Origin of the sequence: Klebsiella africana (assembly GCF_020526085.1) — a bacterium.
Classification (GTDB): domain Bacteria; phylum Pseudomonadota; class Gammaproteobacteria; order Enterobacterales; family Enterobacteriaceae; genus Klebsiella; species Klebsiella africana.
The window spans coordinates 960,955-986,870 of sequence record NZ_CP084874.1 but is presented as its reverse complement, the minus strand read 5'-3'; the positions used below and the strand labels follow the sequence as shown (position 1 = coordinate 986,870).

The window sequence follows — 25,916 nt, the reverse complement described above, 5'->3', positions numbered from 1 at the left end:
GCACGGGAATACATATGATCAGCGTATTCGATATCTTTAAAATCGGCATTGGCCCTTCCAGCTCCCATACCGTTGGACCGATGAAAGCGGGCAAACAATTCACTGACGACCTGATCGCGCGCGGCCTGCTGGCCAACGTCAGCAAAGTCGTCGTCGACGTCTACGGCTCCCTCTCCCTGACCGGTAAAGGCCACCATACCGATATCGCGATTATCATGGGACTCGCCGGCAACCTGCCGGACACCGTCGACATCGACGCCATTCCGGGCTTTATTCAGGACGTTAATACCCATGGCCGCCTGATGCTGGCCAACGGTCAGCACGAAGTGGACTTCCCGGTGGATCAGTGCATGAATTTCCATGCCGACAACCTGTCGCTGCATGAGAACGGCATGCGTATCACCGCCCTGGCCGGCGACAAGGTGCTCTACAGCCAGACGTATTACTCTATCGGCGGCGGCTTTATCGTCGATGAGGAGCACTTCGGCCAGACTACCGAGGCGCCGGTTGCCGTTCCTTACCCTTACAAAAACGCCGCCGACCTGCAGCGTCACTGCCGTGAAACCGGGCTGTCGCTCTCCGGCCTGATGATGCAGAACGAACTGGCGCTGCACAGCAAAGAAGCCCTTGAACAACACTTCGCCGCGGTGTGGGAAGTGATGAGCGCCGGTATCGAGCGCGGCATCACCACCGAAGGCGTCCTGCCGGGCAAACTGCGCGTCCCGCGCCGGGCCGCCGCGCTGCGCCGCATGCTGGTGAGCCAGGACACCACCAACAGCGATCCGATGGCGGTGGTCGACTGGATCAATATGTTCGCCCTGGCGGTGAACGAAGAGAACGCCGCCGGTGGCCGGGTCGTTACCGCGCCAACCAACGGCGCCTGCGGTATCGTGCCGGCGGTGCTGGCCTACTACGACAAGTTTATCCGCAAGGTGAACAGCAACTCCCTGGCCCGCTATATGCTGGTCGCCAGCGCCATCGGTTCGCTGTATAAGATGAACGCCTCCATCTCCGGCGCCGAAGTCGGCTGCCAGGGTGAAGTGGGGGTCGCCTGCTCGATGGCAGCGGCCGGTCTGGCGGAACTGCTGGGCGGCAGTCCGGGTCAGGTGTGCATCGCGGCAGAGATCGCCATGGAGCATAACCTCGGCCTGACCTGCGACCCGGTTGCCGGCCAGGTGCAGGTGCCGTGCATCGAACGCAACGCTATCGCCGCCGTGAAAGCGGTCAACGCCGCGCGAATGGCGCTGCGCCGGACCAGCGAGCCGCGTGTGTGTCTCGATAAAGTCATTGAAACTATGTACGAAACCGGCAAAGACATGAACGCCAAGTACCGGGAAACCTCTCGCGGTGGCCTGGCGATGAAGATCGTCGCCTGCGATTAATCTTCTAACCCGGCACGCGTCGGCGTGTCGGGCCCTCTCACCCCCACCTTTGGTTATATCAATTAAAATTTAGTTATTTAATGGTTATAAGCGCTGTTTGTTACCTTACGCAAAACCGCTAAGGAGAACAGACAATGTCCAACCGATTCCGCCCCGCCTGGCTGCTGGTCCTCGCCGCCCTTTCCGCCTCCGCGCTGGCCAAAGCGCCGGAGACCGTCAACATCGGCTATCAAAAGGCAAACATCTTCGCGCTGCTGAAATATCGCGGCACGCTGGATGAAAGCCTGAAAAAACAGGGAATTGCCGTACGCTGGGTCGAATTCCCCGCCGGGCCGCAAATGCTGGAGGGGCTCAACGTCGGGAGTATCGATCTGGCCGCGACCGGCGATGCGCCTCCGGCCTTTGCCCAGGCGGCGCAAGCCGATCTGGTCTACCTTGCCCACTCCCCCGCTAACCCGAAAACGGAAGCGATTGTGGTGCCTGAACAGTCGGCAATCCACAGCGTGGCCGACCTGAAGGGCAAGCGCGTGGGGTTGAACAAGGGGTCTGACGTCAACTACCTGCTGGTTGCCGCACTGGAAAAAGCGGGCCTCAGCTATAAAGACATCACCCCGGTCTATCTGCCGCCGGCGGACGCCCGCGCCGCTTTCCAGCGCGGTGCGATTGATGCGTGGGTGATATGGGATCCGTTCCTCGCAGAAGTGGAAACCAACGCGAAAGCCCGACAGATCCGCAATGCCGAGGGGCTGGTGCCGCACTACACCTTCTATCTCGCCAGCCGCAAGTTTGCAGATACCTACCCGGAGACAGCAAAGCAGGTGGTGGATGAGCTGGGTAAACTCAGCGCGTGGGCGAACAGCCATCAGGACGAGGCCGCCGGGCTGCTGTCGACCTCAACCGGACTGGATAAAGCCATCTGGCTGAAGACCCTGGCCCGCCTGCCCTACGGCGCCGAACGCATGACCCCGGCGGTGTATAACGAACAGCAGGCGCTGGCGGATACCTTTACGCGCATCGGCCTGCTGCCGGTGAAAGTCGACGTGCGCAGCGCCACCTGGTCGCTGGATAAACCTTGATTTTCCTGACGACGGGAAGCACTGCGCCTCCCGTCGCCGACAGGCTTACCCCGCCGTTTTCTCTCCATTGCCTATCTGCCAGATAAAGGTAGGCGCTTCACCGTTCACCAGCCAGTTACCAATATTGCGTGCCTTATAAATCACCGGATTATGCGAGGCGACCGTCCGCGCATTGCGCCAGTGGCGATCCAACGCCAGACGGGTTCGCGTATCCGACGCCCCGAGGGCATTAAACAGCTCCGTCGCCGCCCGCGGGATCCAGTCGCTGGCGATCACCTGCGCCTGCGCCGCTTCCACTTCCGCCTGCTGGTTACGCCGGGCAATCAACGCGTCGTCGTCGCTGATGTGCGCCACATAGGCCTGCTGCAGCGATTCCGCGGCCTGCAGGACCGCAGCCCGGGTCGCCCATGCCCAGCTGCTGATCTGCCCAACCACCTGCAGTACCTGGGCATCATCGCGCGGCACGGCGGCGTTGCCGTGGCTGTACATCCGGGAACGCTGTTTGACGCCCTGCGCCGCATCCCGCTCAACCGCCAGGCCAATGCCCGCGAGGGTCGCCAGCAGCACATGCTGGTAGAAGGCGGTCTGATAGCGAAAGCGCTGGGCAAAATCATAGACATGGTCGGGTTCCACCCGGGCGCCGGTAAAGCGGGTAGTCCCGCTGCCGGTCAACCGCTGGCCAAAGCCATCCCAGTCATCTTCCCGCACCACGCCGGTCTGCTGGGTGCTGACCAGGACTATCACATCGCCGGCGGTGTCACTGCGCCGGGCAAACACATCGATCCAGTCAGCGTACAGCGCGCCGGTGCTGTAGAACTTCTCGCCGTCGAGTCGCCAGCCGCCCTCTTCCGGCGTCACCCGGGTGTTCACCTCCCCCAGCTTAACCGCGCCGATCTCCGTCCAGCCGCTGCCCACCAGCTCGCCGTCGAGGAAGCGACGAAACCAGCGGTCGCGCCCGGCGGAATCCGGCTGATTAAGCTGATCTTCCACAAAAGCAAAGTGCGCGCGCAGGGCCTGCGGCAGGTTAGAGTCCGCTTGCGCCAGCTCGATCAGCAGCGCGCTGAGCTGCGGCAGCGAAGCGCCCCAGCCGCCCTTCTCGCGCGGGATACGCAGCGTGCCGAAGCCCGCTTCTTTCAGCCAGCGGATCGGCTCCTCTGGCAGAATACGCTGCTGTTCGCGCTCCGCAGCGCCCTGGGCGATACGGGTGAATATCGGGCGGAAGGCAGCCGCCAGCGCATCATAATCGGTGCCAGTGGAGAGCAAGGTCATTGTCAGTTCCTTATTCATGGATTGCGTCGATATCTTCTCGCGTCGGTTCATGACGGACCGCCAGCAGGAAGAAAATGGGAATAATGGCGGCAAGCGAGACCACCCAAAACATCTGCGTGCCGAGCGAGGCCTGCAGCAGCGGCAGAATAAACAGCGCCAGCGCGCTGCCGATCCCGGAGAGCGCCCGGCTGAAGCCGACCCCGGTGGCGCGAATGGCGGTGGGATAGGAAAGCGCCGGGTAGATCATCAGCTGCGCACCCGGGCCAAACCCTTCGGCGAACAGCCACAGCCCCAGCATCGCGATGGCCAGCACGATGCCTGCCGTTGCGTGCGGTTGCCCCACCAGCGCCAGCACAATCAGCGCCACAAACTGCAGGGCGAAGCCGGCTATCGCCACATGACGCGAAGGATATTTCCACGCCAGATGCATACCGAGCAGCCCGCCGGTAAAAGCAAACAGGGCGTTCAGCCCCAGCGATGCCGAAATAGTTTCGAAGACGCCAGCCCCGAGGAACTGGGCAAGAATTGACGGCAGGAAAAAGGCAATCGCCGTGTACTCGAAGGAGATACAGATATTCATCACCCCGGCGACGATAGTCCGCTCGCGGTAGGGCTTTTCGAACAGCACGCGGAAGCTCACTTTCGGCGCTGGCGCCGGCTTCGCCGCCGGAACCTCATGGGCATGGATCCCCCAGGAGTCGCGTAAAATACGCACTGCGGAGGTCAAATCGCCCTGGTTCGCCGCCCACAGCGGGGATTCATTCATAAACCGACTGCGGACGGCAATAATCAGCAGTGCCGGCACGGCGCCGAACAGCAGGGAGGCGCGCCACAGCCAGTCAAGATGCTCCTGCGGTAGCAGGAAATAGAGGCCGAAGATAATGAGAAAGCAGACGGTTGAGGCGGCGTACCACATTGGGCACCATGCCGCGAGGCGAGCCGCTTTATTGCCCTTGCCGGCAAAGCGGGAAAACTCGGCCAGATAGGACATCGCTACCGGCAGGTCGATGCCAACGCCGATGCCCATCAGGAAGCGGGCGCCAATCAACACCCAGACATTCGGCGCCAGCCCGGCGGCGATAGCCGAAATCACGAAAAAGAACATATCGGCCATAAAGACCGAATAGCGACCATATTTATCGGTCAGCCAGCCGCCGATAATATTGCCGACGATGGTCCCGACCATAATGGAAGAGGTTACCAGGCCGGTCAGCAGCGGAGAGAGCTGAAATTCACGTACAACGTCATCAATACCGTAGGAGAGCGTAGTTAAGTCATACGCGTCGAGAAAAACGCCCCCCAGCGCGAGGAAAACAATCATCCGCGCATATTTCGCTTGTTCCTTGCCGGAATTAATTAGCCGCGCCACATCCCCGACGCTACTGACCGGTACCGAAGCGATACCGGGATTATCCACTGGTAATGTACTCATTTTTTCACCTTATTATTTTGTGCAGGTCATTAGCGGTTATAGACCGCGCGCGGCGAGAATCAAAACAACAAATCATTCTATAAAAATCAATATAATCAATAAGTTAATAAAAATTACCAGCACAAAAAGGACGCGCTTTCGCGCATCCTCAAGGGAAATAAATAACAACGAAAATAGACGTCGTGCAGGACGCTTATTCCGCGGACACTGGAACTAACACGTCTTTTACCAGCGGGTCATCGGTGGTTTTTAACCACGTCTGGATCCGCGGGTCAGAAAAAGCCTGTTTTAATTTGACGATATTTTCCTGCGATAAATACGGTGTACCAATCACTAATTGCGAAGCAAAGGTGCGCGGCGCCGGCGGGAATAATATGCCTTTCTCACGCGGGACTTTCCCGGCGTCAAATTGCGAGACATAGCCGATGGCGGCATCCACCGAATTTAACGCCCGCGGCATGGTCAGCAGATCCAGCTCTTTAAAGACAAACTGATGCGGGTTACCGACAATATTTTTCAGCTTCGCCGTGCGCGGCTCCACCGCCGGGTCGAGCGAGATCAACCCAATGCGCTGGAGCAGCCACAGGGCCTGCCCCTGATTGGCGCCATCATCAGGCACGACAATGGTCGCGCCGTTGGGCAACGCCTGTACCGACGAGTAGCGGTCGGAATAGATGCCAAATGCCCACTGGAACACCGGCACCGTGGTCGACAGCGCAAAGCCGTTAGCGTCCACCACCTGTTTAAGCCACCACTGATGCTGATAGATCGTCCCAGCATACTGTCCTTCCGCTACCGCGCGGTCAGCCTGGACCGGATCCTGCACCCCCACCGCCTCCAGCTTCAGGCCGTAATCGGGCGCAATATGCTGATTAATATACTCAATGATCCGCTGCTCGCCAGCCATCGCCGGCTCGTAGTGAATTTTTAACGTGCTGCCGAAGACCACCTGCTGGCTTTGGGTATGTCCCCGCCACCACCAGAAGGCGATGGCAAGCAGGATAATCACCGCCAGCGCCGCCAGCCAGGGCCAGCGCCGCGCTTTACGTAACTCAAATTGCTCTGTTGTCATACAAGGTTCCCCTGCGTGTGGCGTAAACGGTTGACCAGACGGTCACCCAAAAATTGAATCAACTGGATCGTGGCGATCAGGGCGACGATCGTCGCGATCATGATGTGGTTGTCGAAGCGCTGATAGCCGTACACCACGGCCAAGTAGCCGATGCCGCCGGCGCCGATGGTCCCGGCGATAGCCGAATACTCGATCATCGAGACCAGGTTTAGCGTCACCGCCGCCACCAGCGCGGGCAAGGCTTCACTGAGCTGCGCGCTGGCAATGATTTGCCAGCGCGACCCGCCGCAGACGACCCCCACTGCGGTGACCTCCGCCGGCAGCTCGCGCAGCGCGTTCTCCACCAGACGGCCAAAGAACGGGACGCCGGCGGCGATCATCGGCACCACCGCGGCGGGGATGCCAATCGTGGTGCCGGTCAGCCAGTAAGTGAACGGGATAATAGCGGCCATCAGCACCAGAAACGGCAGCGAACGTCCCATATTGACCACCCAGTTCAGCAGCCGGTACAGCAGGGCGTGCGGAAATAAGCCCCGCGGCGAGGCGTTAAACAACACCACCCCCACCAGCCCTCCCAGCGTGACGACAAACAGCATCACAATGGCCACCATCAGCCAGGTTTCGCCATAGGCGGGGAGCAGCAGCGAAGGGATTTCGCCCCAGGGGGTATCCTGACTGATGACTGTCGGTTTCATACCGCCTCCCTGAGCAACGGCGCGCTGTCGAGGATCTCTGCCGTAATGCCGAGCTGCGCCAGCAGACCCTGAAGTCGCGCGGGCGACAGGCGTTCGCCCTGAAAGCGTACTCCGGCCTGCAGGCGACCGGCCAGCCGACCATTGATCACCTCGACGTGGCCGCCAAGAAGATCGATCTGCAGCGCCCACTGCTGGCTCAGGCGGCTGATCCAGTCGGTGGCCACCGGCACATCCCAGCGGTAGCTCAGCCGCAGCAGCAGATCGCTGTGGGCTGCAACCGCCGGCGTCAGCGGCAACAGCTGCTGGCCGAGCAGGGAATCGGGACGCGCCAGCAGTTCTTCGATCCGCCCGTACTGGACGATCGTCCCGTCGCGGATCTCCGCCACCGCATCCGCCGCCGAGCGCACGGCGTCCATTTCATGGGTGATCAGGACGATCGCCAGCTGGTACTCGTCACGCAGTTGCTTGAGCAGGGACAGCACCGAGGCCGTGGCCTGGGGATCGAGGCCGGAGGTGGCTTCATCCGCCAGCAGAACCGACGGGCGCAGCGCCAGCGCGCGGGCAATGCCGATCCGCTGGCGCTGGCCGCCGGAGAGCTGCGCCGGCCAGGCATCGGCTTTGTGGCTCAAGCCGACGCTCTCAAGTAGCTCGCCGACTCGCGCTTTAATATCGCGCTCCACCACACCAAGCCACGCCAGCGGCAGGGCGACATTCTCCCAGGCGGTCCTGCGGCTCAACAGCGCCGAAGACTGGAAAACGGTGCCAATCGCCCGCCGCTCCCGGCGCAGCGCCTCGCCGGACAGCGCCGACAGGTCCTGACCATTGATACGAATGCTGCCGCTGTCCGGTTGCTCCAGCAGGCTGATGCAGCGCGCCAGGGTTGATTTACCGGCGCCGCTCGGTCCCACTACCGCGGTGATGGAGCGCTCAGGCACCTGCAGCGACAGCCCTTTCAGCACCGCGCTGAGCCGGCCATCCGCCGTGCGGTAACTTTTATGCAGGTCATCGATAGCGATCATGTCACCTTCTCCTCTACCGATGCCGCCGTGCGCGCATCGCGGCGGTAGCTGGCGCCCGGGTGAGGCGCGGCCAGACGCGGGCCGGCGCCGAACAGTTTTTCGCGCAGGGTCCCCTCGCGGTACTCCTGCTTAAAGACGCCGCGCTTTTGCAGCTCAGGCACCAGCAGCTCGACGACGTCGCGGAAGGTTTCGTGAGTGACGGCATAGGCGAGGTTAAAGCCATCGACGTCCGTCTCTTCGACCCAGGACTGCAGTTCGTCCGCCACGGTTTGCGCGCTGCCGACCACCAGCGGACCGAAGCCGCCGATCCCCGCCCAATCGGCCAGGGCCTGCACCGTCCACTGCCGGTTTGGGTCCGCAGTGGAAAAGGCCTCCACCGCCGACTGAATGGCGTTGGTGTGCAGATACTTCAGCACCTGATCCGGCTGATACTGGCCGAAATCGATCCCCGTCCAGCCGGAGAGCAGCGCCAGCGCGCCTTCATAGCTGACGTACTGCTTATATTCCTGCCACTTCGCCTGCGCCTCGCGGTCGGTGTCGCCGACGATCACCGTCTGCAGGTTGAAGATCAGGATGCTGTGCGGATCGCGCCCCGCCTCAGCCGCCCGGCGGCGAATATCCGCCACCGTCTTCTTCAGCAGCACCTTCGACGGCACAGCGACGAAGACGCATTCGGCATGGCCGGCGGCGAACTGTTTGCCGCGACTGGACGCCCCTGCCTGATACAGCACCGGCGTGCGCTGCGGGGATGGCTCGCAGAGGTGGATCCCCGGCACGGAAAAGAACTGTCCCTGATGGTTAATGGGATGGATTTTTCGCGGATCGCTGAAGATCTTCCGCTCTCTGTCGCGCAGCACCGCCCCGTCCTCCCAGCTTCCCTCCAGCAGTTTGTAGATCACCTGCAAATACTCATCGGCATAGTCATAGCGGGTGTCATGGTCGGTCTGGGTCTGCTGGCCGATATTGCGCGCCCCGCTCTCCAGATAGGAGGTGACGATATTCCAGCCCACCCGCCCTTTGGTCAGATGATCGAGCGTCGACAGACGACGAGCGAAGGGGTAAGGATGCTCAAACGACAGCGAGGCGGTCAGGCCGAAGCCGAGATGCTCCGTCACCAGCGCCATCGGGGTGATCAGGGCCAGCGGATCGTTAACCGGGACCTGCGTCGCCTGGCGGATCGCCGCATCGCCGCTGCCGTTCAGTACGTCATAGATCCCCAGCACGTCGGCGATAAACAGCCCGTCGAACTTGCCGCGCTCCAGCAGTCGCGCCAGATCCACCCAGTACTCCAGATCTTTATACTGCCAGGAGCGATCCCGGGGATGCGCCCACAGGCCCGGCGACTGATGGCCGACGCAGTTCATATCGAAAGCGTTAAGACGAATTTCACGTTGTGATGACATAGCAATCTCCATAGCGCGGCCCGTCGCCGGGGCGCACGCGGCAAAATGAATCAGGGAAAATAAAGGGAGGTATTCAGTACGCTGGACATCGGGAGTCCTGCGGGATCCCGAGCGTGAGTAATGCTTGCGCCGCCACGTCAGCGGCATGGTCGGCTACCTGCGGCAGGCCCATCAGTTCGCCAAAACGCCCACGGGCGGCCGGACCGGCCACCAGCACCGGCAGTGCCTCAACGTGCGGCTCAGCCACTGCCCGGGAACGGCTGTCCACCTCCAGACCCATGCCGAGGGCATCGGCGCGAATCAGGCCGCGGCGGGCGAGGTCCTGTAAAAATGGCTGGCTGTCGGTCAGGGCGCGGTGTGCGGGTCCGGTGGTCAGGATCAGGTGATCGACGCTCAGCGTCTGCACGCCGCCGCCGCGCCGCGCCAGCGTCAGACGCAGCGTTTCGCCTTCACCGCTTATCGACAGTAGCCTGGCCGCCTGCACCTGCAGACTGCCCGTGCGCTGGCGCGCCTCCAACACCTCGGCGACCTGCGGCGCCACGCGGTAGCGGTGGACATCCCAGTAATGGCGCAGATGGCGCAGAAAACGCTGGCGATCGGCGACGCTGAGCGCCTGCCAGATCCGCTGCCCCTGCTGACGAACCGCATCCAGCACCACCTGCCAGCTCAGGCCCTGCTGCGCCGCATACGCCACATCGAGGCGGATCTGGCGCAGGCGCTGACGCAGGCTGCCCTGCTGATAGTCGCCCGGCCAGGTTACCCCCGCACCGCTAAGGTTGCCGCGCGACAGCAGGCCATGGCGAGAAAAGGCGACGATACTGCCGCGGTGGCCCAGTCGGTCCAGCGTCGCCACCGTATCGGCCATGGTTAATCCGGTGCCCATCACCGCCACCCGCGCGTGCGGGGCGATGGCGTCGAGCGCGCCGGGCTGCCACGGGTTGGCAATCAGCGCCGGATGATGACGCCAGGCTTCGGCCTGCGCCGGCAGCGAAGGCGGTGGATGGCTGATCGCCAGCACCAGCAGGTCGGCCTTAAGCTGTAGTCCGCCCTCGGTGGTGACCGTCCCCTGATGAAAAGCGAGCGCCCGATCGCGCAGGTGGCGCAGCCGTCCGCCGCTGGACGCCGCGGCATCGGCAAAACGTTGTGCCACATAGCGACCAAACTGGCCGCGCTGAGGATAGACGGACCCGTCCGGGCGCAGGGCCTGGGCATCAGCGGCAAAAGCCGGTTGATGGCGGTACCAGCGATCGAAGGCGCCCTCTTCGTCGCCGGTCAGCTGCATGCGAGCGGCCGGGACGTTAATCCGGTGCGTCGGCTCCGCGGTGGAGTAGGCCACCCCGGCCCCGGGGAACTGGCGCGGCTCGAGCAGCGTCACGCGCACCCCGTTCGGTGCCAGGCGCAGCAGCTCAATCGCCACCGCCGCGCCGCTGAAGCCGCCGCCGATAATCACGATATGCGGTTCTGCACTCATCGCTGCCCTCCTCCGGTATGCTGTCTCATGGTCGCGCTCCGGGCCATCAGCTGGCGCTGACCTGGCGCACCGGGCGCTTATCACCGCCGATGGTTTCGCCAAACGGACCGGTGTTCACGCTGCGCGCCTTCGACGAGGCCGCGTTTTCCAGCGGCAGCAGAGGCATCACCAGCTCGGCAAAGCGGTGCGCTTCTTCCAGATGCGGGTAGCCGGAGAAGATAAAGTTGCTGATGCCGAGCGCCTGATATTCGCGGATACGTTCCGCCACCTGCTGCGGATTACCCACCAGCGCGGTTCCCGCGCCGCCGCGCACCAGCCCGACGCCGGCCCACAGATTAGGGGCAATGCGCAGATTGTCGCGCGACCCCTGATGAAGGGCGCTCATCCGCGCCTGGCCAGCCGAGTCCATGCGGGCGAAGATCTTTTGCGCCTGAGCGATGGTGTCGTCGTCAAGATGGGCAATCAGCCGGTCGGCGGCGGCCCATGCCTCTTCTTCCGTTTCGCGCACAATGACGTGCAGACGAATGCCGTACTCCAGGGTGCGTCCGCGGGCCGCGGCGCGCTCACGCACAACCGCCAGCTTCTCCGCCACCAGTTCCGGCGGTTCGCCCCACGTCAGATAACTGTCGATCTGTTCGGCCGCCACATCGATAGCCGCCTCAGAAGAGCCGCCGAAGTACAGCGGCGGGCCATTTTCCTGAACCGGCGGAAACAGCACTTCCGCCCCCTCGACATGAATATGCTCGCCGTGATAGTCCACTTTCTCCCCGCGCAGCAGGCGGGAGTAAACATCGAGAAATTCGCGAGTCACCTGGTAGCGTTCGCTGTGGCTGAGAAAGATGCCATCACCTTTGTTTTCCACCGGGTCGCCGCCGGTGACGACGTTGATCAGCAGCCGACCTTCCGATAAACGGTCGAGGGTGGCCGCCATCCGCGCCGCCAGCGTCGGCGGCTGCAGGCCCGGTCTGACCGCCACCAGATAGCGTAGACGACGGGTCAACGGCGCTAGCGCCGAGGCCACCAGCCACGAATCCTCACAGCTTTTACCGGTGGGGATCAGCACGCCGTAATAGCCCAGACTGTCGGCCGCCAGCGCCACCTGTTGCAGATAAGGTAAATCGACCGGGCGTCCACCCTCGGTGGTGCCCAGATAGCGGCCATCGCCATGGGTAGGTAAGAACCAGAAGACATTGATCTTGTCGGGAGCTTGCTGCGTCATTATCTATTTCCTATATAACCATATCCGATATTTATCGAAGAGATGTTTTAATTTGGTTATATGGGTGTTAGCGATAATCATGCCAATGGTGAATAAAAAATTAACCATTTAAAATCAAGGCACTGGAAATATCCCTATTGCGCCACGCTGTTGCAAATTACGCAGCCGCCGCGCATCCGCTGGCGCATTTGCAACAGCCGCGGGCCTTCCCCCTCTGGTTTCTGCCGCCGCCGCAGGATAAGTTCAAGGCGTCAACGACCGGAGGCCCGCTATGCTGAACCCAGAATCCCCTTCCACCGCTCCCGCGCTGATCGACCCGGCGTCGAAGGCTTTCCAGAGCCTGCTGGACAAGCTCGCGCCGACGGAGGCTACCGTGCTGATCGTGGGCGAAACCGGCACCGGTAAGGAGGTGGTGGCCCGCTATCTCCATCACCACAGCGCCCGCCGCCAGCAGCCGTTTCTGGCGGTCAACTGCGGCGCGCTAACCGAGAGCCTTGCCGAAGCCGAACTGTTCGGCCATGAGAAAGGCGCCTTCACCGGCGCGCAGCAGGGACAACCCGGCTGGTTTGAAGCCGCGGAAGGGGGGACGCTGCTGCTGGACGAGATCGGCGAATTAAGCCTGCCGCTGCAGGTCAAACTGCTGCGGGTGCTGCAGGAACGTGAGATTACCCGCGTCGGCTCGCGCAAGGCCATCAAAGTCAACGTCCGGGTGATTGCCGCCACCCACGTCGACCTGGCCCAGGCGATCCGCGAGCGCCGCTTTCGCGAGGATCTTTACTATCGGCTGAATATCGCGGTGGTGCCGCTGCCGCCCCTGCGCCAGCGTCGGCAGGATATCCCGTTGCTGGCGCACCACTTTTTATCGCTCTACGCCCGGCGCCTCGGGCGGCCAACCCTGCGTCTGGCGCCGGAATCACTGGCCCGGCTGATGGACTATTCGTGGCCGGGCAATATTCGCGAGCTGGAAAACACCCTGCACAACGCGGTGCTGCTCAGTAAAGAGGAGGAGATTAGCCCCGCCCAGCTGCGCCTGGCGACGCTCAACGACGCCCCGGCGCCAGCAAGCGATCATGAACTGGACGACTTTATTCGCCACCAGCTGGCGCTTCCCGGCGAGCCGCTGTGGCAGCGAGTGACCAGCGCCCTGATTCGCCACGCCATGGCGCATTGCGACGATAACCAGAGCCAGGCGGCCGCGCTGTTGGGGATCAGTCGGCACACCTTGCGTACCCAGCTCGCTAATCTCGGGCTGATCAAAAGCCGTCGCCGCCCGCCCGCGCCGCCGCGGGCGTTCGCCAGCGCGACCGGGGCCGATCGCGAACTGCGCATTGGCTACCAGCGCTTCGGCAGCCTCGGGATCCTGAAAGCCCGCCAGAGTCTGGAAACCGCCTTCGCCAGCCTCGGCGTCAACGTGCTATGGAGTGAGTTTCCTGCCGGACCGCAGCTTCTCCACGCCCTCGCCTGCAACGAAATCGACTTTGGCACCACCGGGGAAGCGCCGCCGGTGTTCGCCCAGGCCAGCAACAGCGAACTGATGTACGTCGCATGGGAGCCGCCGGCGCCGCGCAGCGTGGCGATGGTCGTCCCGCAGGAGAGCGACATCCGCCAGCTCAGCGATCTGCGCGGAAAACGCATCGCCCTCAATAAAGGGTCGAATGTCCACTGGCTGCTGCTGCAGATCCTCGAGGACGCCGGTCTGGGGCTGAACGACGTGCGGGTGGTCTATACCCCGCCGAAATACCCGCTGACCGCCAGCGACTATCTGGCGGTTGACGCCTGGATGATGTGGGATCCGCTGCTCAGCGACGCCGAACACACTGGCGAGCTGCGGGTGGTCGCCAGCGGCGAAGGCCGGGTCAACAACCATCAGTTTTATCTTTCGCGACGGGACTATCTCGCTCAGCATGGCGATATCATGCGCCGCCTGCTGACAGAGCTGACCCACACCGGGCATTTTATCGACTCGCATCGCGGCGAAGCGGCCCGCTTACTCTCGGCAGAGCTGGGGATTGACGCCCGCTCGCTGCGCATCGCCCTCGCCCGCCGCAGTCATCGCCCAAGGCCGATGGATCTGTCGGTGATCCGCGCCCAGCAGACCATTGCCGATCGCTTTTACGCCCTCGGGCTTATCGCCAAACCGGTCCCGGTGCGCGAAGCGGTGTGGTACGGCGAACCTGCGCCGGGCGTCATCAGCCCGCTGATGGCGGTCAGTTAGCGAAATTTGCGCGTTATCTTCCTGATTGTTCAGGCGCAGATAGCCTCGATCCGATGGCGATGTTACCCTAAAGGCGCTAAGAATAAGGGGGTATCTGTGGCTGTTCATCTGTTAATCGTCGACGCGTTAAATCTGATCCGCCGCATCCACGCGGTGCAGGGTTCGCCCTGCGTCGATACCTGCCTGCATGCGCTGGAGCAGCTGATCGTCCACAGTCAGCCCACCCACGCGGTGGCGGTGTTTGATGATGAGGATCGCGCCCACGGCTGGCGCCACCAGCGTCTGCCGGAGTACAAAGCCGGCCGCGCGCCGATGCCGGAGACGCTGGTCGCCGAGATGCCAGCGCTGCGGGCCGCTTTCGAGCAGCGGGGGATCCGCTGCTGGGCCTCGCCGGGCAGCGAAGCGGACGACCTCGCCGCCACCCTGGCGGTGAAGGTGGCCCAGGCGGGCCATCAGGCCACCATCGTCTCCACCGACAAAGGCTACTGTCAGCTGCTGTCGCCCACCATCCGCATCCGCGACTACTTTCAGAAACGCTGGCTGGACGCGCCCTTCATCGCCAGTGAGTTCGGCGTCACCCCGGAGCAGCTGGCGGATTACTGGGGGCTGGCGGGGATCAGCAGTTCGAAGGTGCCGGGCGTAGCGGGCATTGGTCCCAAAAGCGCCGCCCAGCTGCTGAACGAGTTTCAGGACCTGGAGGGGTTGTACGCCCGCCTGGCCGAGGTTCCGGAAAAGTGGCGCAAAAAACTGGCCGCGCATCAGGAGATGGCCTTCATCTGCCGGGAGGTGGCCCGCTTGCAGACCGACCTCCAGCTGGACGGTAATCTGCAGCAGCTGCGGCTGACGCGCTGACCATCGTTAAGCAGTGCGCCGGTGCAGGGTAACTGCCTCCGGCACTGCCTGCTTTACCCGGGCCAGGCAATCACCAGGCCACCTGATATAACGCGACGATATCCGCCAGGCTCGCCTCGCGTGGGTTGCCGCCGGTACACATATCCGCCAGCGCCGCCTGGGCCAGCGCCGGAATATCCTCTTTCCTGACGCCCACCTCACGCAGATGGCCGGGTATACCGACATCGCGGTTTAGCTGGCAGACCGCCTCCACTGCCGCCTCGCGCGCGGCGGTCAGGCTTAACGCTTCCCCCCTGACGCCCATCGCCTGGGCGATGTCGCGATATTTTTCCCCCGTCGCCTCAGCATTAAAGCGCATCACGTGCGGCAGCAGGATGGCATTCGCCACGCCGTGCGGCGTATTGTAAAAAGCGCCGAGCGGATGCGCCATGCCATGCACCAGCCCGAGCCCGACGTTGGAAAATCCCATCCCCGCGACGTACTGGCCGAGCGCCATAGCTTCCCCCGCGCCGGCGTCTCCGGCAACCGAGCCGCGCAGCGCCCCGGCAATGATCTCGATGGCCTTGAGGTGCAGGGCATCGGTCAAAGCCCAGGCGCCGCGAGTAAGGTACCCTTCGATAGCATGCGTCAGGGCGTCCACGCCGGTGGCCGCCTTCAGCGCTGGCGGCATGGCGTCCATCATATCGGCATCGATAAAGGCCACCTGCGGAATGTCATGCGGGTCGACACAGACGAACTTGCGCCGCTGTTCTTCATCGGTGATGACATAGTTGATCGTCACCTCCGCCGCGGTACCCGCGGTGGTCGGCACCGCGAAGATCGGCACGCTGGGCTGACGGGTCGGCGAGAGCCCCTCGAGGCTACGGACATCGGCGAATTCGGGGTTACGCTGAATAATACCGATCGCCTTACAGGTATCCTGCGGCGAACCGCCGCCGATGGCGATCAGGTAATCCGCCCCGCTGCGCTGAAAGGCCTGCAGCCCCTGCTGGACCACGGCAATGGTCGGGTTAGGGATCACGTCGCTGAACATATCCCATGCCAGCCCGGCGGCATCCAGTTTGTCGGTGACTTTCGCCGCCACGCCGCAGCGGACGAGGGTGCTGTCGGTGACGATCAATGCTTTGCGATAGCCGCGCCGCACCGCTTCATCGGTTAATGCGTTTATCGCCCCCCGGCCAAACCACGCCGTTTCGTTGAGGATCATTCTGTTTGCCATCGCGTCTCTCCTGTTAGCGTTGCGGCATCACTCTTCAATGCGTAATCCGTAGGTTTTGAACTTCTCCAGCACGATGGCGATCGCCTCGTCATCCAGCACCGGGACCGGGTCGGTAATCGCCAGCGTACTGAGATAGAGCTGGGCCAGGACTTCCACTTCGTGCGCCAGCCAGAGCGCTTTCTCCAGGCTGGCCTCGCAGGCGATCAGGCCGTGATGCTGTAGCAGCGTGGCTTTGCGGTGCTTCAGCGCCACCGCGACATGCTCAGACAGTTCGCGGGTGCCGAAGGTGGCATAGGGCGCGCAGGGGATCGAATTCCCGCCAGCCGCGGCGATCATATAGTGGATGGCCGGGATGGGCCGGTTGAGGATCGACACCGCCGTACAATGGACAGCGTGATTGTGGACCACCGCCTGGGCATCGGGTCGCGTCTGGTAGGCCGCCTGATGAAAACGCCATTCGCTGGAGGGCAGTTTTCCCTGCTCATGCTGGCCGTCGGCATCGATAAAGACGATCTTGTCTTCCGTCAGTTTTTCATACGGGATGCCGGTGGGGGTGATCAGCATTCCTCCCTGATAGCGCACGCTGACATTGCCGGCGGTTCCCTGATTTAACCCCAGGCGGGTCATTTCCAGGCAGGTATCGATAATCTGCCGGGCCAGTCTGTTTCTTTCCATTGCGTTCCTCTTTTGGTGACTCATCATCCATCAACGGCAGGGCAACAGAAATATCGTCGGCTACCGTGGGATAGGGTGAATAATGGTCTTCATCATCAACCTGAATACTCAAAGGGGAATTTTCATGATTATATTTTGTGAGCCGCGTCAATTATTCCGCCATGAATAAAGAAACCATGCCCATTAAGAGAGTGATTAAAATGCCCGTTCTTAATAATATTTCATCAAGCGGGCATTTTATTTCTTTGTAACATTTGCCCGTTTTCCACAATATATATTCATTCGGTCATTAGCGTTGTGGTTTTGTGAATTTATTTTCTCAAACGGTCAGCGTTTTTGAAAAATTAAAGTGACAATTATCACATAAAATGACCCACAGTACGTTAAGTGTGACCATCATCATATTAACAGGCGGTTTTTATTTGAAAATGAAGCCATGAGTTCCGCCGTGACTTTCATTTCACTCACCGGCGCGTCACCTGAGCTCACTTAATTTTGCGGTCTGCTGCAGCACCAGACTGCGCCCTGAATGCTGTTGTAAATGCTTCTGAACTGATGAGGACGCTATGGGAAACACAACGATACCAACGCAAAGTTACCGTGCCATGGAGAGCGGGCAGAGTAAGAGCTACATTATTCCTTTCGCTCTGCTGTGCTCCCTCTTTTTTCTGTGGGCCGTGGCTAATAATCTGAATGATATTTTATTACCGCAATTTCAACAGGCCTTTACCCTGACTAATTTCCAGGCCGGATTAATTCAATCGGCCTTTTACTTTGGCTATTTTATTATTCCCATCCCCGCCGGAATGTTGATGAAAAAGTTCAGCTATAAAGCCGGCATTCTTACGGGGCTGTTTTTATATGCCTGCGGCGCCGCGCTGTTCTGGCCTGCCGCCGAAGTGATGAATTACACCTTATTTCTCATTGGATTATTTATTATTGCCGCCGGACTTGGCTGTCTCGAAACCGCGGCCAACCCGTTTGTCACCGTCCTCGGTCCGGAAAGCGGCGGTCACTTCCGCCTTAATCTGGCCCAGACCTTTAACTCATTCGGCGCCATTATTGCCGTGGTATTTGGCCAGAGTCTTATTTTGTCTAACGTCCCGCATCAGCCGCAGGAGGTGCTGGATAAAATGACGCCGGAACAGCTCAGCGCCTGGAAACACAGTCTGGTCCTGTCGGTACAAACCCCCTATATGATTATCGTGGCTATCGTCCTGCTGGTCGCCCTGCTGATCGTCTGCACCCGCTTCCCCTCCCTGCAAAGCGATGACCACAGCGACAGCGCGCAGAGCACTTTTTTCGCCTCGCTGACGCGCCTGATGCGCATCCGCCACTGGCGCTGGGCGGTACTGGCCCAGTTCTGCTACGTCGGCGCGCAAACCGCCTGCTGGAGCTACCTGATCCGCTACGCTATCGAAGAGATCCCGGGCATGACGGCCGGTTTCGCCGCCAACTACCTGACCGCCACTATGGTCTGCTTCTTTATTGGCCGTTTTACCGGCACCTGGCTTATCCGCCGCTTCGCGCCGCATAACGTGCTCGCTATCTATGCGTTTATCGCCATGCTGCTCTGCTTGCTCTCCGCCTTCAGCGGCGGCCACGTCGGTCTGCTGGCCCTGACCCTGTGCAGCGCCTTTATGTCCATTCAGTACCCCACCATCTTCTCGCTGGGGATTAAGCATCTGGGCCAGGACACCAAATATGGTTCGTCATTTATCGTCATGACCATTATCGGCGGCGGGATCGTTACCCCGGTGATGGGCTTTGTCAGCGACGCCGCCGGCAATATCCCGACCGCCGAACTGGTCCCGGCGCTGTGCTTCGCCATCATCTTTATTTTTGCCCGTTTCCGTTCACAAGCGGCGACGAACTAAACCTGTTATCCGCATAACCTGAGGGATCTGTAATGAAAAAAATCAGCTTACCGAAGATCGGTATCCGCCCGGTAATCGATGGTCGTCGCATGGGGGTCCGCGAGTCGCTGGAAGCGCAAACCATGAACATGGCGAAAGCCACCGCCGCGCTTATTAGCGAGAAACTGCGCCACGCCTGCGGCGCCCGGGTGGAGTGCGTGATTGCCGATACCTGCATCGCCGGCATGGCCGAGTCGGCCGCCTGTGAAGAGAAATTCAGCAGCCAGAACGTCGGCGTCACCATCACCGTCACCCCCTGCTGGTGCTACGGCAGCGAAACCATCGACATGGATCCGCTGCGCCCGAAGGCCATCTGGGGCTTTAACGGCACCGAGCGTCCGGGGGCGGTCTACCTGGCCGCGGCGCTGGCGGCCCATAGCCAGAAAGGGATCCCGGCGTTCTCCATCTACGGACATGACGTGCAGGATGCCGATGACACCTCGATCCCGGCGGATGTCGAAGAAAAACTGCTGCGCTTCGCGCGCGCCGGCCTGGCTGTCGCCAGTATGAAAGGGAAAAGCTATCTGTCGCTGGGCGGCGTCTCAATGGGCATCGCCGGCTCCATCGTCGACCACAATTTCTTTGAATCCTGGCTCGGCATGAAGGTTCAGGCTGTCGACATGACGGAGCTGCGCCGGCGAATTGATCAAAAAATCTATGATGAAACTGAGCTGGAGATGGCGCTGGCGTGGGCGGATACACACTTCCGCTACGGCGAAGATCAGAACGCTGAGCAGTATAAGCGCAATGAAACGCAGAGCCGCGCGGTGCTGAAAGAGAGCCTGCTGATGGCGATGTGCATCCGCGACATGATGCAAGGCAACCCGAAGCTGGCGGAAAAAGGACTGGTGGAGGAGTCGCTGGGCTACAACGCTATCGCCGCCGGTTTCCAGGGTCAGCGCCACTGGACCGATCAATACCCCAATGGTGATACCGCCGAAGCGCTGCTCAACAGCTCTTTTGACTGGAACGGGGTGCGCGAACCGTTTGTCGTCGCTACCGAAAACGACAGCCTCAACGGCGTGGCCATGCTGATGGGCCACCAGCTCACCGGCACCGCCCAGGTGTTTGCCGACGTCCGCACCTATTGGTCGCCGGATGCCGTTGAACGGGTCACCGGGCAGCCGCTCACCGGGCGGGCGGAGCACGGCATCATTCACCTGATTAACTCCGGCTCTGCGGCGCTGGACGGTTCCTGCCAGCAGCGCGACGCGCAGGGCAACCCGACGATGAAACCTCACTGGGAGATTGAACAGAACGAGGCGGATGCCTGCCTCGCGGCGACCGAATGGTGCCCGGCGATCCACGAATACTTCCGCGGCGGCGGCTTCTCTTCCCGCTTCCTGACCGAAGGCGGCGTGCCGTTCACCATGACCCGGGTGAACATCATCAAAGGTCTGGGGCCGGTGCTGCAAATTGCCGAAGGCTGGAGCGTGGCGCTGCCCAAAGCGATGCACGACCAGCTCGACGCCCGCACTAACTCCACCTGGCCCACCACCTGGTTTGCCCCACGCCTGACCGGCAAGGGCCCGTTCAGCGATGTGTACTCGGTGATGGCCAACTGGGGCGCCAACCACGGCGTGCTGACCATCGGCCACGTTGGCGCAGATTTCATTACCCTCGCCGCCATGCTGCGCATTCCGGTCTGCATGCACAACGTGGAAGAGGCGAAAATCTACCGCCCTTCCGCCTGGGCCGCGCACGGCATGGATATCGAGGGCCAGGACTACCGCGCCTGCCAGAACTACGGGCCGCTGTATAAGCATTAACAGGTTGGTTTCGCCCGGAGGCGCAGGCTTACCTTGCCTACAGACGCGCGCGGTCTGTAGGCCGGATAAGCGCTGCGCCATCCGGCAATGTTGTTTCGGGAGTCACTATGAAGCAAGACGTTATCCTGGTCCTCGACTGCGGCGCCACGAACGTGCGGGCGATGGCCGTGGATCGACAAGGGAAAATTATCGCCCGCGCCGCAACGGCTAACGCCAGCGACATCGCGGCGGAAAAAAGCGACTGGCACCAGTGGTCGCTGGAGGCCATTATGCAGCGCTTTGCCGACTGCTGTCGGCAGATCCATGACCAGCTGGCCTCCTGCACGGTGCGCGGCATTACCGTCACGACCTTTGGCGTCGATGGCGCGCTGGTGGATGAGCAGGGTGCCCTGCTGTATCCGATCATCAGCTGGAAATGCCCGCGCACCGCGGCGGTGATGGAGAATATCAGCCAGTATATGCCCGCGCGCCAGCTGCAGCAGATTGCCGGCGTCGGCGCGTTTGCATTCAACACCCTGTATAAGCTGGTGTGGCTGAAAGAGAACCACCCGCAGCTGCTGGCGCAGGCCCATGCCTGGCTGTTTATTTCATCGCTGATCAACCATCGGCTGACCGGGGAGTTCACCACCGACCTCACCATGGCAGGCACCAGCCAGATGCTCGATCTCCGGCAGCGCGATTTCAGCGCGCCAATCCTGCAGGCGACCGGCCTACCGCGCCGCCTGTTCCCGCGGCTGGTTGAAGCAGGCCAGCCCATCGGCGCCCTGCTGCCGGATGCCGCTGCGCTGCTGGGCCTTCCCGTCGGGATCCCGGTTATCTCGGCCGGGCATGACACCCAGTTCGCCCTGTTTGGCGCCGGCGCCAGGCAGGATGAGCCGGTGCTCTCCTCCGGGACCTGGGAGATCCTGATGGTGCGCAGCGCGCAGGTCGACACCTCGCTGCTCTGTGACTATAACGGCTCCACCTGCGAGCTGGACAGCCAGCCGGGCCGCTATAACCCGGGGATGCAGTGGCTGGCCTCCGGCGTGCTCGAGTGGGTGCGCAAACTACTGTATAGCGCTGATACCCCATGGCAGACACTGATTGACGAAGCGCAGGCGATCCCGTCCGGCGCCCAGGGCGTCAGGATGCAGTGTGACCTGCTCGCCAGCCAGCACGCCGGCTGGCAGGGTGTCACGCTCAACACCACCCGCGGCCATTTTTACCGCGCCGCGCTGGAGGGGTTAAGCGGCCAGCTGGCGCAGCATCTGCAAACCCTGGAAAAAATCGGCGGCTTCAGGGCGAAAGAGCTGCTGCTGGTCGGCGGCGGCAGCCGCAACGCGCTATGGAACCAGATCAAAGCCAACCGACTCGGGATACCGATCAAAGTCCTTGATGATGCCGAAACCACCGTGGCCGGCGCGGCGATGTTTGGCTGGTATGGCGTGGGCGAGTTCTCTTCTCCGGAAGAGGCCAGAGCGCAGGTCGCGTACCGCTACCGCTATTTCTGGCCGCAAACTGAACCTGAACTGATAGAGGAAGCCTGAGATGCTCAAAACCATTTCCCCGCTGATATCGCCGGAACTGCTGAAAGTGCTGGCTGAAATGGGCCATGGGGATGAAATCATTTTTTCCGATGCCCACTTCCCGGCGCACAGCATGGGTCCGCAGGTGATCCGCGCCGATGGCCTGCGAGTCAGCGATCTGCTGCAGGCAATTATCCCGCTGTTCGAATTAGACAGCTATGCGCCGCCGCTGGTGATGATGGCCGCCGTCGAAGGCGATGCGCTCGACCCGACGGTGGAACAGCGCTATCGGCAGGCGCTCTCGGCGCAGGCCCCCTGCCCGGATATCGTGCGGATTGACCGCTTTGCCTTCTACGACCGGGCGCAAAAAGCCTTTGCGATCGTTATCACAGGAGAGTGCGCTAAGTACGGAAATATCCTTTTAAAAAAAGGAGTCACACCGTAATCTCATGCCGGAGCGTCTGCCTGATGCAGACGCTCAAGCAATGATGGGATGAGAATAAATGAAAGCAGCCCGCCAGCAGGCAATCGTCGATCTCCTGATCACCCACAGCAGCCTGACCACCGAAACGTTGTCAAAACAGCTCAACGTCAGCAGGGAAACTATTCGCCGCGATCTGAGCGAGCTGCAGGCGCAGGGCAAAGTGCTGCGCAACCACGGCCGGGCCAAAGTGATCCACCAGCGCAGCCAGGACAGCGGCGATCCTTTCCACATGCGCCTGAAAAGCCATTACGCGCATAAAGCCGACATCGCCCGCGAAGCGCTGGCCTGGATTGACGAAGGGATGGTGATCGCCCTCGATGCCAGCTCCACCTGCTGGTATCTCGCCCGCCAGCTGCCGGACCGCCCGCTGCACGTCTTTACCAACAGTCAGCCCATCTGCCAGGAGCTGGCCAAACGCGACCAAATCACACTCACCTGCTCCGGCGGTACTCTGCAGCGGAAATATGGCTGCTACGTTAACCCGGCGCTGATTTCCCAGCTGAAATCGCTGGAGATCGATCTGTTTATTTTTTCCTGCGAAGGCATCGACCCGCAGGGCGCGCTGTGGGACTCCAATGCGTTCAATGCCGACTTCAAATCAATCCTGCTTAAGCGGGCGGCGCAGTCGCTGCTGCTGATCGACAAAAGCAAGTTCAACCGCTCCGGCGAGGCGAGGATTGGTCATCTGGATGACGTGACGCATATTGTGTCGGATGCGCCGCAGCCTTAAGGGGAAGGCCGGAGGACGCGCACGCATCTCCGGCCTGAGGGGGAAGGATTAACGCTCGTCGCGACGTCCGCCGACGGCGGCCCACAGACGGCGCACGTGAACGGTCACTTCTTCACGATCGTGATACAGCTGACGCGCCTGGATCTGGGCGTTAACGCCGTGCTCGTCCAGCTGGGCCTGAATATAGGCCAGATTCTGCGACACCTCTTCATAGCGCTTTTTCATCGGCAGCTTGAGGTTGAAGATGGTCTCCCGGCACCAGCCGTTGACCAGCCACTGCGCCATCAGCGCCGCCACCTTCGCCGGTTTCTCCACCATATCGCAGACCATCCACGAGATGTTGTTGCGGTTCGGACGATAGCGGAAACCGTCTTCGCGCAGCCAGGTCACCTGGCCGGTATCCATCAGGCTCTGGGCCATCGGGCCGTTATCGACCGAAGAGACCCACATGTTGCGCTTCACCAGCTGATAGGTCCAGCCGCCCGGGCAGGCGCCGAGATCGACGGCATACATGCCGTTCGCCAGGCGCTCGTCCCACTCGTCCGCCGGAATAAAGACGTGGAATGCCTCTTCCAGCTTAAGGGTGGAACGGCTCGGGGCGTCGGACGGAAACTTCAGCCGCGGAATGCCCATATAGAACGGTGAGTTATTGTTGCTGTATGAGTAGCCGGTATAGCAGCAGCCGGGTGCGATAAAGAACACATGCACCACCGGTCGCTTTGACGTTTCATAGTTGGTCAGCACGCCCGCCTCGCGCAGCGCCGCGCGTAACGGCACCGTAAACTTGCGGCAGAACTTCATCAGCTCTTTGCTTTCGTTGGTATCCGCCACTTCCACACGCAGCTCGCCACCCTTCTCCACTACACCCTGCAGCATGCCGACGATCGGTGTGATGCGATCCTCCGGCGGCAGGTCGCGCAGCAATTCGCCGACCACAAACATCTGACGGGCGAAAATCAGCGAGCTGAACGGCAGATCGCGCACCAGCTTCTCGCCATCGTCCTGCTGATAACCTTCAAAAATTACATAGCCAGAGTCTTCTTTGACCCGGGCAAAACCAAACACCTCAAGGCGGGCTGCCTTATCGGTAATTTCTGCTGCGCACTCTTTCTCAAACCCAGGGCGACAATAGAGGACAACCTTATTCATGAACAACGCCCTTACGTTTCAGACGAATTGCACCAATTAACATTAAAACCCAACCGGCGAGGAAGCTTACGCCGCCCACCGGGGTCACGAACGCCCACAGACGTAAATGAGAGAGCGCCAGACAATAGAGGCTGCCGCTGAACAGCACGGTCCCTAACGCCAGAAATACGCTGCTCCAGTAGAACCAGATACTGATCCGACGCTGCATCGCCACCGCCAGACCAAAAATCGCCAGGGTATGGAAGGCCTGATACTCCAGGCCGGTATGGATCCAGGCCATCTCCGCCGCGCCGAGCGATTGACTTAATACATGCGCGCCAAAAGCGCCCAGAGCCACAAAGATAAAGCCGCTAATTGCGGCGAATATCAGCATAAAACGGCTGGTCATGTTGTTACCCTACAAGTAATTATTGTTCATAACGAAAGCGGAATTTTTCTTGTTCACTTGCCGCTTTCGCCAGGATCCACTGCCGGAAAGCGGCTATTTTACCCAGTTCTGCCTGACTGTCATGGCAAACAAGGTAAAACGCATTCTTACTGACCAGAACATCATTAAACGGACACACCAGGCGACCGGCTTCAATTTCGGACTGCGCCATGACGTTGTTGGCCAGCGCCACGCCCTGCCCGTGAATGGCCGCCTGCAGCACCATCGCGCTATGGCTGAAAATCGGCCCCTGCTGCACATTAATATGGCTTAGACCAAGCTGACGGGTATAAGTTTGCCAGTCGCGGCGGGACGCATCGTGAAGCAGCGTATGTTGCGCCAGATCGGCAGGCGTTTTCAATGCTTTGTCGCCGGTGAGCAAGAGCGGGGAACAGACCGGCAGCAGATACTCGGCGTACAATTTTTCCACACGCAGGCCCGGCCAGTTGCCGCGGCCGTAAAAAATCGCCACATCGACATCGTCCGCCAGCTTATCCTCCTGACGGTCTACTGCCTGGATCCTGACGTCGATTCCCGGATAAGCTGAGTTAAAGCTTGTGAGTCTTGGCACCAGCCACTGAATGGCGAAACTTGGCAATAAACTGACCGTTAATGCCCCTTTGGCGCTGCGCGCCTGCAGTTTACGCGTTGCTTCCGTCAGTTGCGAAAAAATCTCTTTAATATCCTGAAAATAGCTCTGCCCTTCTTCCGTTAACAGCAGCGAACGATTGCGTCGACGGAACAGCTTAAGGCCCAGAAAATCCTCGAGAGACTTGATTTGATGGCTGACTGCGGCCTGCGTCACAAAAAGCTCATCGGCTGCCCGAGTGAAGCTGAGATGACGTGCGGCTGCATCAAAAACACGTAATGCATTCAGAGGTGGTAATCGCTTCGACATGGTTATTCTGGCTTAGATGTTAACTCAATTTAACAAATA

At 61.0% G+C, this 25,916-nt stretch carries 22 protein-coding genes; 9 read left to right on the top strand and 13 right to left on the bottom strand.

Annotated features, from left to right (window positions below):
• Positions 1-14: 14 nt before the first annotated feature.
• Complete coding sequence (locus tag LGL98_RS04875; RefSeq protein ID WP_136029363.1) at positions 15-1,382, top strand: L-serine ammonia-lyase; 1,368 nt, start codon at positions 15-17, stop codon at positions 1,380-1,382.
• A 134-nt stretch (positions 1,383-1,516) separates the two neighbouring features.
• A complete protein-coding gene (locus tag LGL98_RS04870; RefSeq protein WP_044524545.1) occupies positions 1,517-2,458 on the top strand; it encodes an aliphatic sulfonate ABC transporter substrate-binding protein in 942 nt (313 codons plus the stop codon).
• A gap of 45 nt (positions 2,459-2,503) precedes the next feature.
• Here LGL98_RS04870 and LGL98_RS04865 read toward each other — a convergent pair whose 3' ends face one another.
• From LGL98_RS04865 to ssuD, 8 genes are all read right to left on the bottom strand, one after another.
• Positions 2,504-3,727 carry an acyl-CoA dehydrogenase family protein gene (locus tag LGL98_RS04865; RefSeq protein ID WP_136029361.1) on the bottom strand — a complete coding sequence of 408 codons (1,224 nt, stop codon included), beginning with the start codon at positions 3,725-3,727 and terminating at the stop codon, positions 2,504-2,506.
• Between the two features lie 10 nt (positions 3,728-3,737).
• Entirely contained in the window at positions 3,738-5,159 is a 1,422-nt protein-coding gene (locus tag LGL98_RS04860) for an MFS transporter (RefSeq protein ID WP_004181124.1), read from the bottom strand.
• A 193-nt stretch (positions 5,160-5,352) separates the two neighbouring features.
• Positions 5,353-6,231: a MetQ/NlpA family ABC transporter substrate-binding protein gene (locus tag LGL98_RS04855; protein ID WP_002915265.1), complete on the bottom strand. Its 879-nt coding sequence runs from the start codon at positions 6,229-6,231 to the stop codon at positions 5,353-5,355.
• Positions 6,228-6,926: a methionine ABC transporter permease gene (locus tag LGL98_RS04850; RefSeq protein WP_008806263.1), complete on the bottom strand. Its 699-nt coding sequence runs from the start codon at positions 6,924-6,926 to the stop codon at positions 6,228-6,230. The genes LGL98_RS04855 and LGL98_RS04850 overlap by 4 nt, the downstream gene beginning before the upstream one ends.
• Positions 6,923-7,945: a methionine ABC transporter ATP-binding protein gene (locus LGL98_RS04845; RefSeq protein WP_136029357.1), complete on the bottom strand. Its 1,023-nt coding sequence runs from the start codon at positions 7,943-7,945 to the stop codon at positions 6,923-6,925. The genes LGL98_RS04850 and LGL98_RS04845 overlap by 4 nt, the downstream gene beginning before the upstream one ends.
• Complete coding sequence (locus tag LGL98_RS04840; protein ID WP_136029355.1) at positions 7,942-9,348, bottom strand: LLM class flavin-dependent oxidoreductase; 1,407 nt, start codon at positions 9,346-9,348, stop codon at positions 7,942-7,944. The genes LGL98_RS04845 and LGL98_RS04840 overlap by 4 nt, the downstream gene beginning before the upstream one ends.
• 73 nt (positions 9,349-9,421) lie before the next feature.
• Positions 9,422-10,819 carry an FAD/NAD(P)-binding protein gene (locus tag LGL98_RS04835; protein WP_136029353.1) on the bottom strand — a complete coding sequence of 466 codons (1,398 nt, stop codon included), beginning with the start codon at positions 10,817-10,819 and terminating at the stop codon, positions 9,422-9,424.
• A 46-nt stretch (positions 10,820-10,865) separates the two neighbouring features.
• Positions 10,866-12,038 (bottom strand): FMNH2-dependent alkanesulfonate monooxygenase, encoded by a 1,173-nt coding sequence (ssuD, locus tag LGL98_RS04830; RefSeq protein WP_023290851.1) that lies wholly within the window; start codon positions 12,036-12,038, stop codon positions 10,866-10,868.
• 271 nt (positions 12,039-12,309) lie between these two features.
• On the opposite strand from ssuD, the gene LGL98_RS04825 reads away from it, so the two are divergent.
• Positions 12,310-14,253 (top strand): sigma-54-dependent Fis family transcriptional regulator, encoded by a 1,944-nt coding sequence (locus LGL98_RS04825; RefSeq protein ID WP_136029351.1) that lies wholly within the window; start codon positions 12,310-12,312, stop codon positions 14,251-14,253.
• A gap of 96 nt (positions 14,254-14,349) precedes the next feature.
• Positions 14,350-15,105: a flap endonuclease Xni gene (xni, locus tag LGL98_RS04820; RefSeq protein WP_136029350.1), complete on the top strand. Its 756-nt coding sequence runs from the start codon at positions 14,350-14,352 to the stop codon at positions 15,103-15,105.
• 70 nt (positions 15,106-15,175) lie between these two features.
• Here xni and fucO read toward each other — a convergent pair whose 3' ends face one another.
• Entirely contained in the window at positions 15,176-16,324 is a 1,149-nt protein-coding gene (fucO, locus tag LGL98_RS04815) for a lactaldehyde reductase (protein WP_136029348.1), read from the bottom strand.
• 27 nt (positions 16,325-16,351) lie between these two features.
• Positions 16,352-16,999, bottom strand: a complete 648-nt coding sequence (fucA, locus tag LGL98_RS04810) for an L-fuculose-phosphate aldolase (RefSeq protein WP_002915470.1) — start codon at positions 16,997-16,999, stop codon at positions 16,352-16,354.
• A gap of 566 nt (positions 17,000-17,565) precedes the next feature.
• On the opposite strand from fucA, the gene fucP reads away from it, so the two are divergent.
• From fucP to fucR, 5 genes are all read left to right on the top strand, one after another.
• Complete coding sequence (gene fucP / locus LGL98_RS04805) at positions 17,566-18,876, top strand: L-fucose:H+ symporter permease (protein WP_004151076.1); 1,311 nt, start codon at positions 17,566-17,568, stop codon at positions 18,874-18,876.
• Positions 18,877-18,908: 32 nt separating this feature from the next.
• Positions 18,909-20,684 (top strand): L-fucose isomerase, encoded by a 1,776-nt coding sequence (gene fucI, locus LGL98_RS04800; protein ID WP_136029346.1) that lies wholly within the window; start codon positions 18,909-18,911, stop codon positions 20,682-20,684.
• A 107-nt stretch (positions 20,685-20,791) separates the two neighbouring features.
• A complete protein-coding gene (gene fucK / locus LGL98_RS04795) occupies positions 20,792-22,210 on the top strand; it encodes an L-fuculokinase (RefSeq protein ID WP_136029344.1) in 1,419 nt (472 codons plus the stop codon).
• A 1-nt stretch (position 22,211) separates the two neighbouring features.
• A complete protein-coding gene (gene fucU, locus LGL98_RS04790) occupies positions 22,212-22,634 on the top strand; it encodes an L-fucose mutarotase (protein ID WP_017899197.1) in 423 nt (140 codons plus the stop codon).
• A 58-nt stretch (positions 22,635-22,692) separates the two neighbouring features.
• Complete coding sequence (fucR, locus tag LGL98_RS04785) at positions 22,693-23,403, top strand: L-fucose operon activator (protein ID WP_004142883.1); 711 nt, start codon at positions 22,693-22,695, stop codon at positions 23,401-23,403.
• Between the two features lie 48 nt (positions 23,404-23,451).
• Here fucR and rlmM read toward each other — a convergent pair whose 3' ends face one another.
• From rlmM to gcvA, 3 genes are read right to left on the bottom strand one after another with little or no spacing between them, the layout of a single operon-like run.
• Complete coding sequence (gene rlmM, locus LGL98_RS04780) at positions 23,452-24,552, bottom strand: 23S rRNA (cytidine(2498)-2'-O)-methyltransferase RlmM (protein WP_136029342.1); 1,101 nt, start codon at positions 24,550-24,552, stop codon at positions 23,452-23,454.
• Positions 24,545-24,940: a DUF423 domain-containing protein gene (locus tag LGL98_RS04775; protein ID WP_002915543.1), complete on the bottom strand. Its 396-nt coding sequence runs from the start codon at positions 24,938-24,940 to the stop codon at positions 24,545-24,547. The genes rlmM and LGL98_RS04775 overlap by 8 nt, the downstream gene beginning before the upstream one ends.
• Before the next feature lie 19 nt (positions 24,941-24,959).
• Complete coding sequence (gene gcvA, locus LGL98_RS04770) at positions 24,960-25,877, bottom strand: glycine cleavage system transcriptional regulator GcvA (protein WP_002915545.1); 918 nt, start codon at positions 25,875-25,877, stop codon at positions 24,960-24,962.
• Positions 25,878-25,916: the final 39 nt, after the last annotated feature.

Excerpts from the sequence above, each read along its gene's own strand:
- fucO (WP_136029348.1), bottom strand. The coding sequence starts at position 16,324 with ATGGCAAACAGAATGATCCTCAACGAAACGGCGTGGTTTGGCCGGGGG.
- fucR (WP_004142883.1), top strand. The coding sequence starts at position 22,693 with ATGAAAGCAGCCCGCCAGCAGGCAATCGTCGATCTCCTGATCACCCAC.
- fucK (WP_136029344.1), top strand. The coding sequence starts at position 20,792 with ATGAAGCAAGACGTTATCCTGGTCCTCGACTGCGGCGCCACGAACGTG.
- fucP (WP_004151076.1), top strand. The coding sequence starts at position 17,566 with ATGGGAAACACAACGATACCAACGCAAAGTTACCGTGCCATGGAGAGC.
- LGL98_RS04855 (WP_002915265.1), bottom strand. The coding sequence starts at position 6,231 with ATGACAACAGAGCAATTTGAGTTACGTAAAGCGCGGCGCTGGCCCTGG.
- LGL98_RS04840 (WP_136029355.1), bottom strand. The coding sequence starts at position 9,348 with ATGTCATCACAACGTGAAATTCGTCTTAACGCTTTCGATATGAACTGC.
- LGL98_RS04825 (WP_136029351.1), top strand. The coding sequence starts at position 12,310 with ATGCTGAACCCAGAATCCCCTTCCACCGCTCCCGCGCTGATCGACCCG.
- rlmM (WP_136029342.1), bottom strand. The coding sequence starts at position 24,552 with ATGAATAAGGTTGTCCTCTATTGTCGCCCTGGGTTTGAGAAAGAGTGC.
- LGL98_RS04775 (WP_002915543.1), bottom strand. The coding sequence starts at position 24,940 with ATGACCAGCCGTTTTATGCTGATATTCGCCGCAATTAGCGGCTTTATC.
- LGL98_RS04845 (WP_136029357.1), bottom strand. The coding sequence starts at position 7,945 with ATGATCGCTATCGATGACCTGCATAAAAGTTACCGCACGGCGGATGGC.
- LGL98_RS04850 (WP_008806263.1), bottom strand. The coding sequence starts at position 6,926 with ATGAAACCGACAGTCATCAGTCAGGATACCCCCTGGGGCGAAATCCCT.
- LGL98_RS04835 (WP_136029353.1), bottom strand. The coding sequence starts at position 10,819 with ATGAGTGCAGAACCGCATATCGTGATTATCGGCGGCGGCTTCAGCGGC.
- LGL98_RS04865 (WP_136029361.1), bottom strand. The coding sequence starts at position 3,727 with ATGACCTTGCTCTCCACTGGCACCGATTATGATGCGCTGGCGGCTGCC.
- fucA (WP_002915470.1), bottom strand. The coding sequence starts at position 16,999 with ATGGAAAGAAACAGACTGGCCCGGCAGATTATCGATACCTGCCTGGAA.
- fucU (WP_017899197.1), top strand. The coding sequence starts at position 22,212 with ATGCTCAAAACCATTTCCCCGCTGATATCGCCGGAACTGCTGAAAGTG.
- LGL98_RS04870 (WP_044524545.1), top strand. The coding sequence starts at position 1,517 with ATGTCCAACCGATTCCGCCCCGCCTGGCTGCTGGTCCTCGCCGCCCTT.
- gcvA (WP_002915545.1), bottom strand. The coding sequence starts at position 25,877 with ATGTCGAAGCGATTACCACCTCTGAATGCATTACGTGTTTTTGATGCA.
- LGL98_RS04860 (WP_004181124.1), bottom strand. The coding sequence starts at position 5,159 with ATGAGTACATTACCAGTGGATAATCCCGGTATCGCTTCGGTACCGGTC.
- LGL98_RS04875 (WP_136029363.1), top strand. The coding sequence starts at position 15 with ATGATCAGCGTATTCGATATCTTTAAAATCGGCATTGGCCCTTCCAGC.
- fucI (WP_136029346.1), top strand. The coding sequence starts at position 18,909 with ATGAAAAAAATCAGCTTACCGAAGATCGGTATCCGCCCGGTAATCGAT.
- ssuD (WP_023290851.1), bottom strand. The coding sequence starts at position 12,038 with ATGACGCAGCAAGCTCCCGACAAGATCAATGTCTTCTGGTTCTTACCT.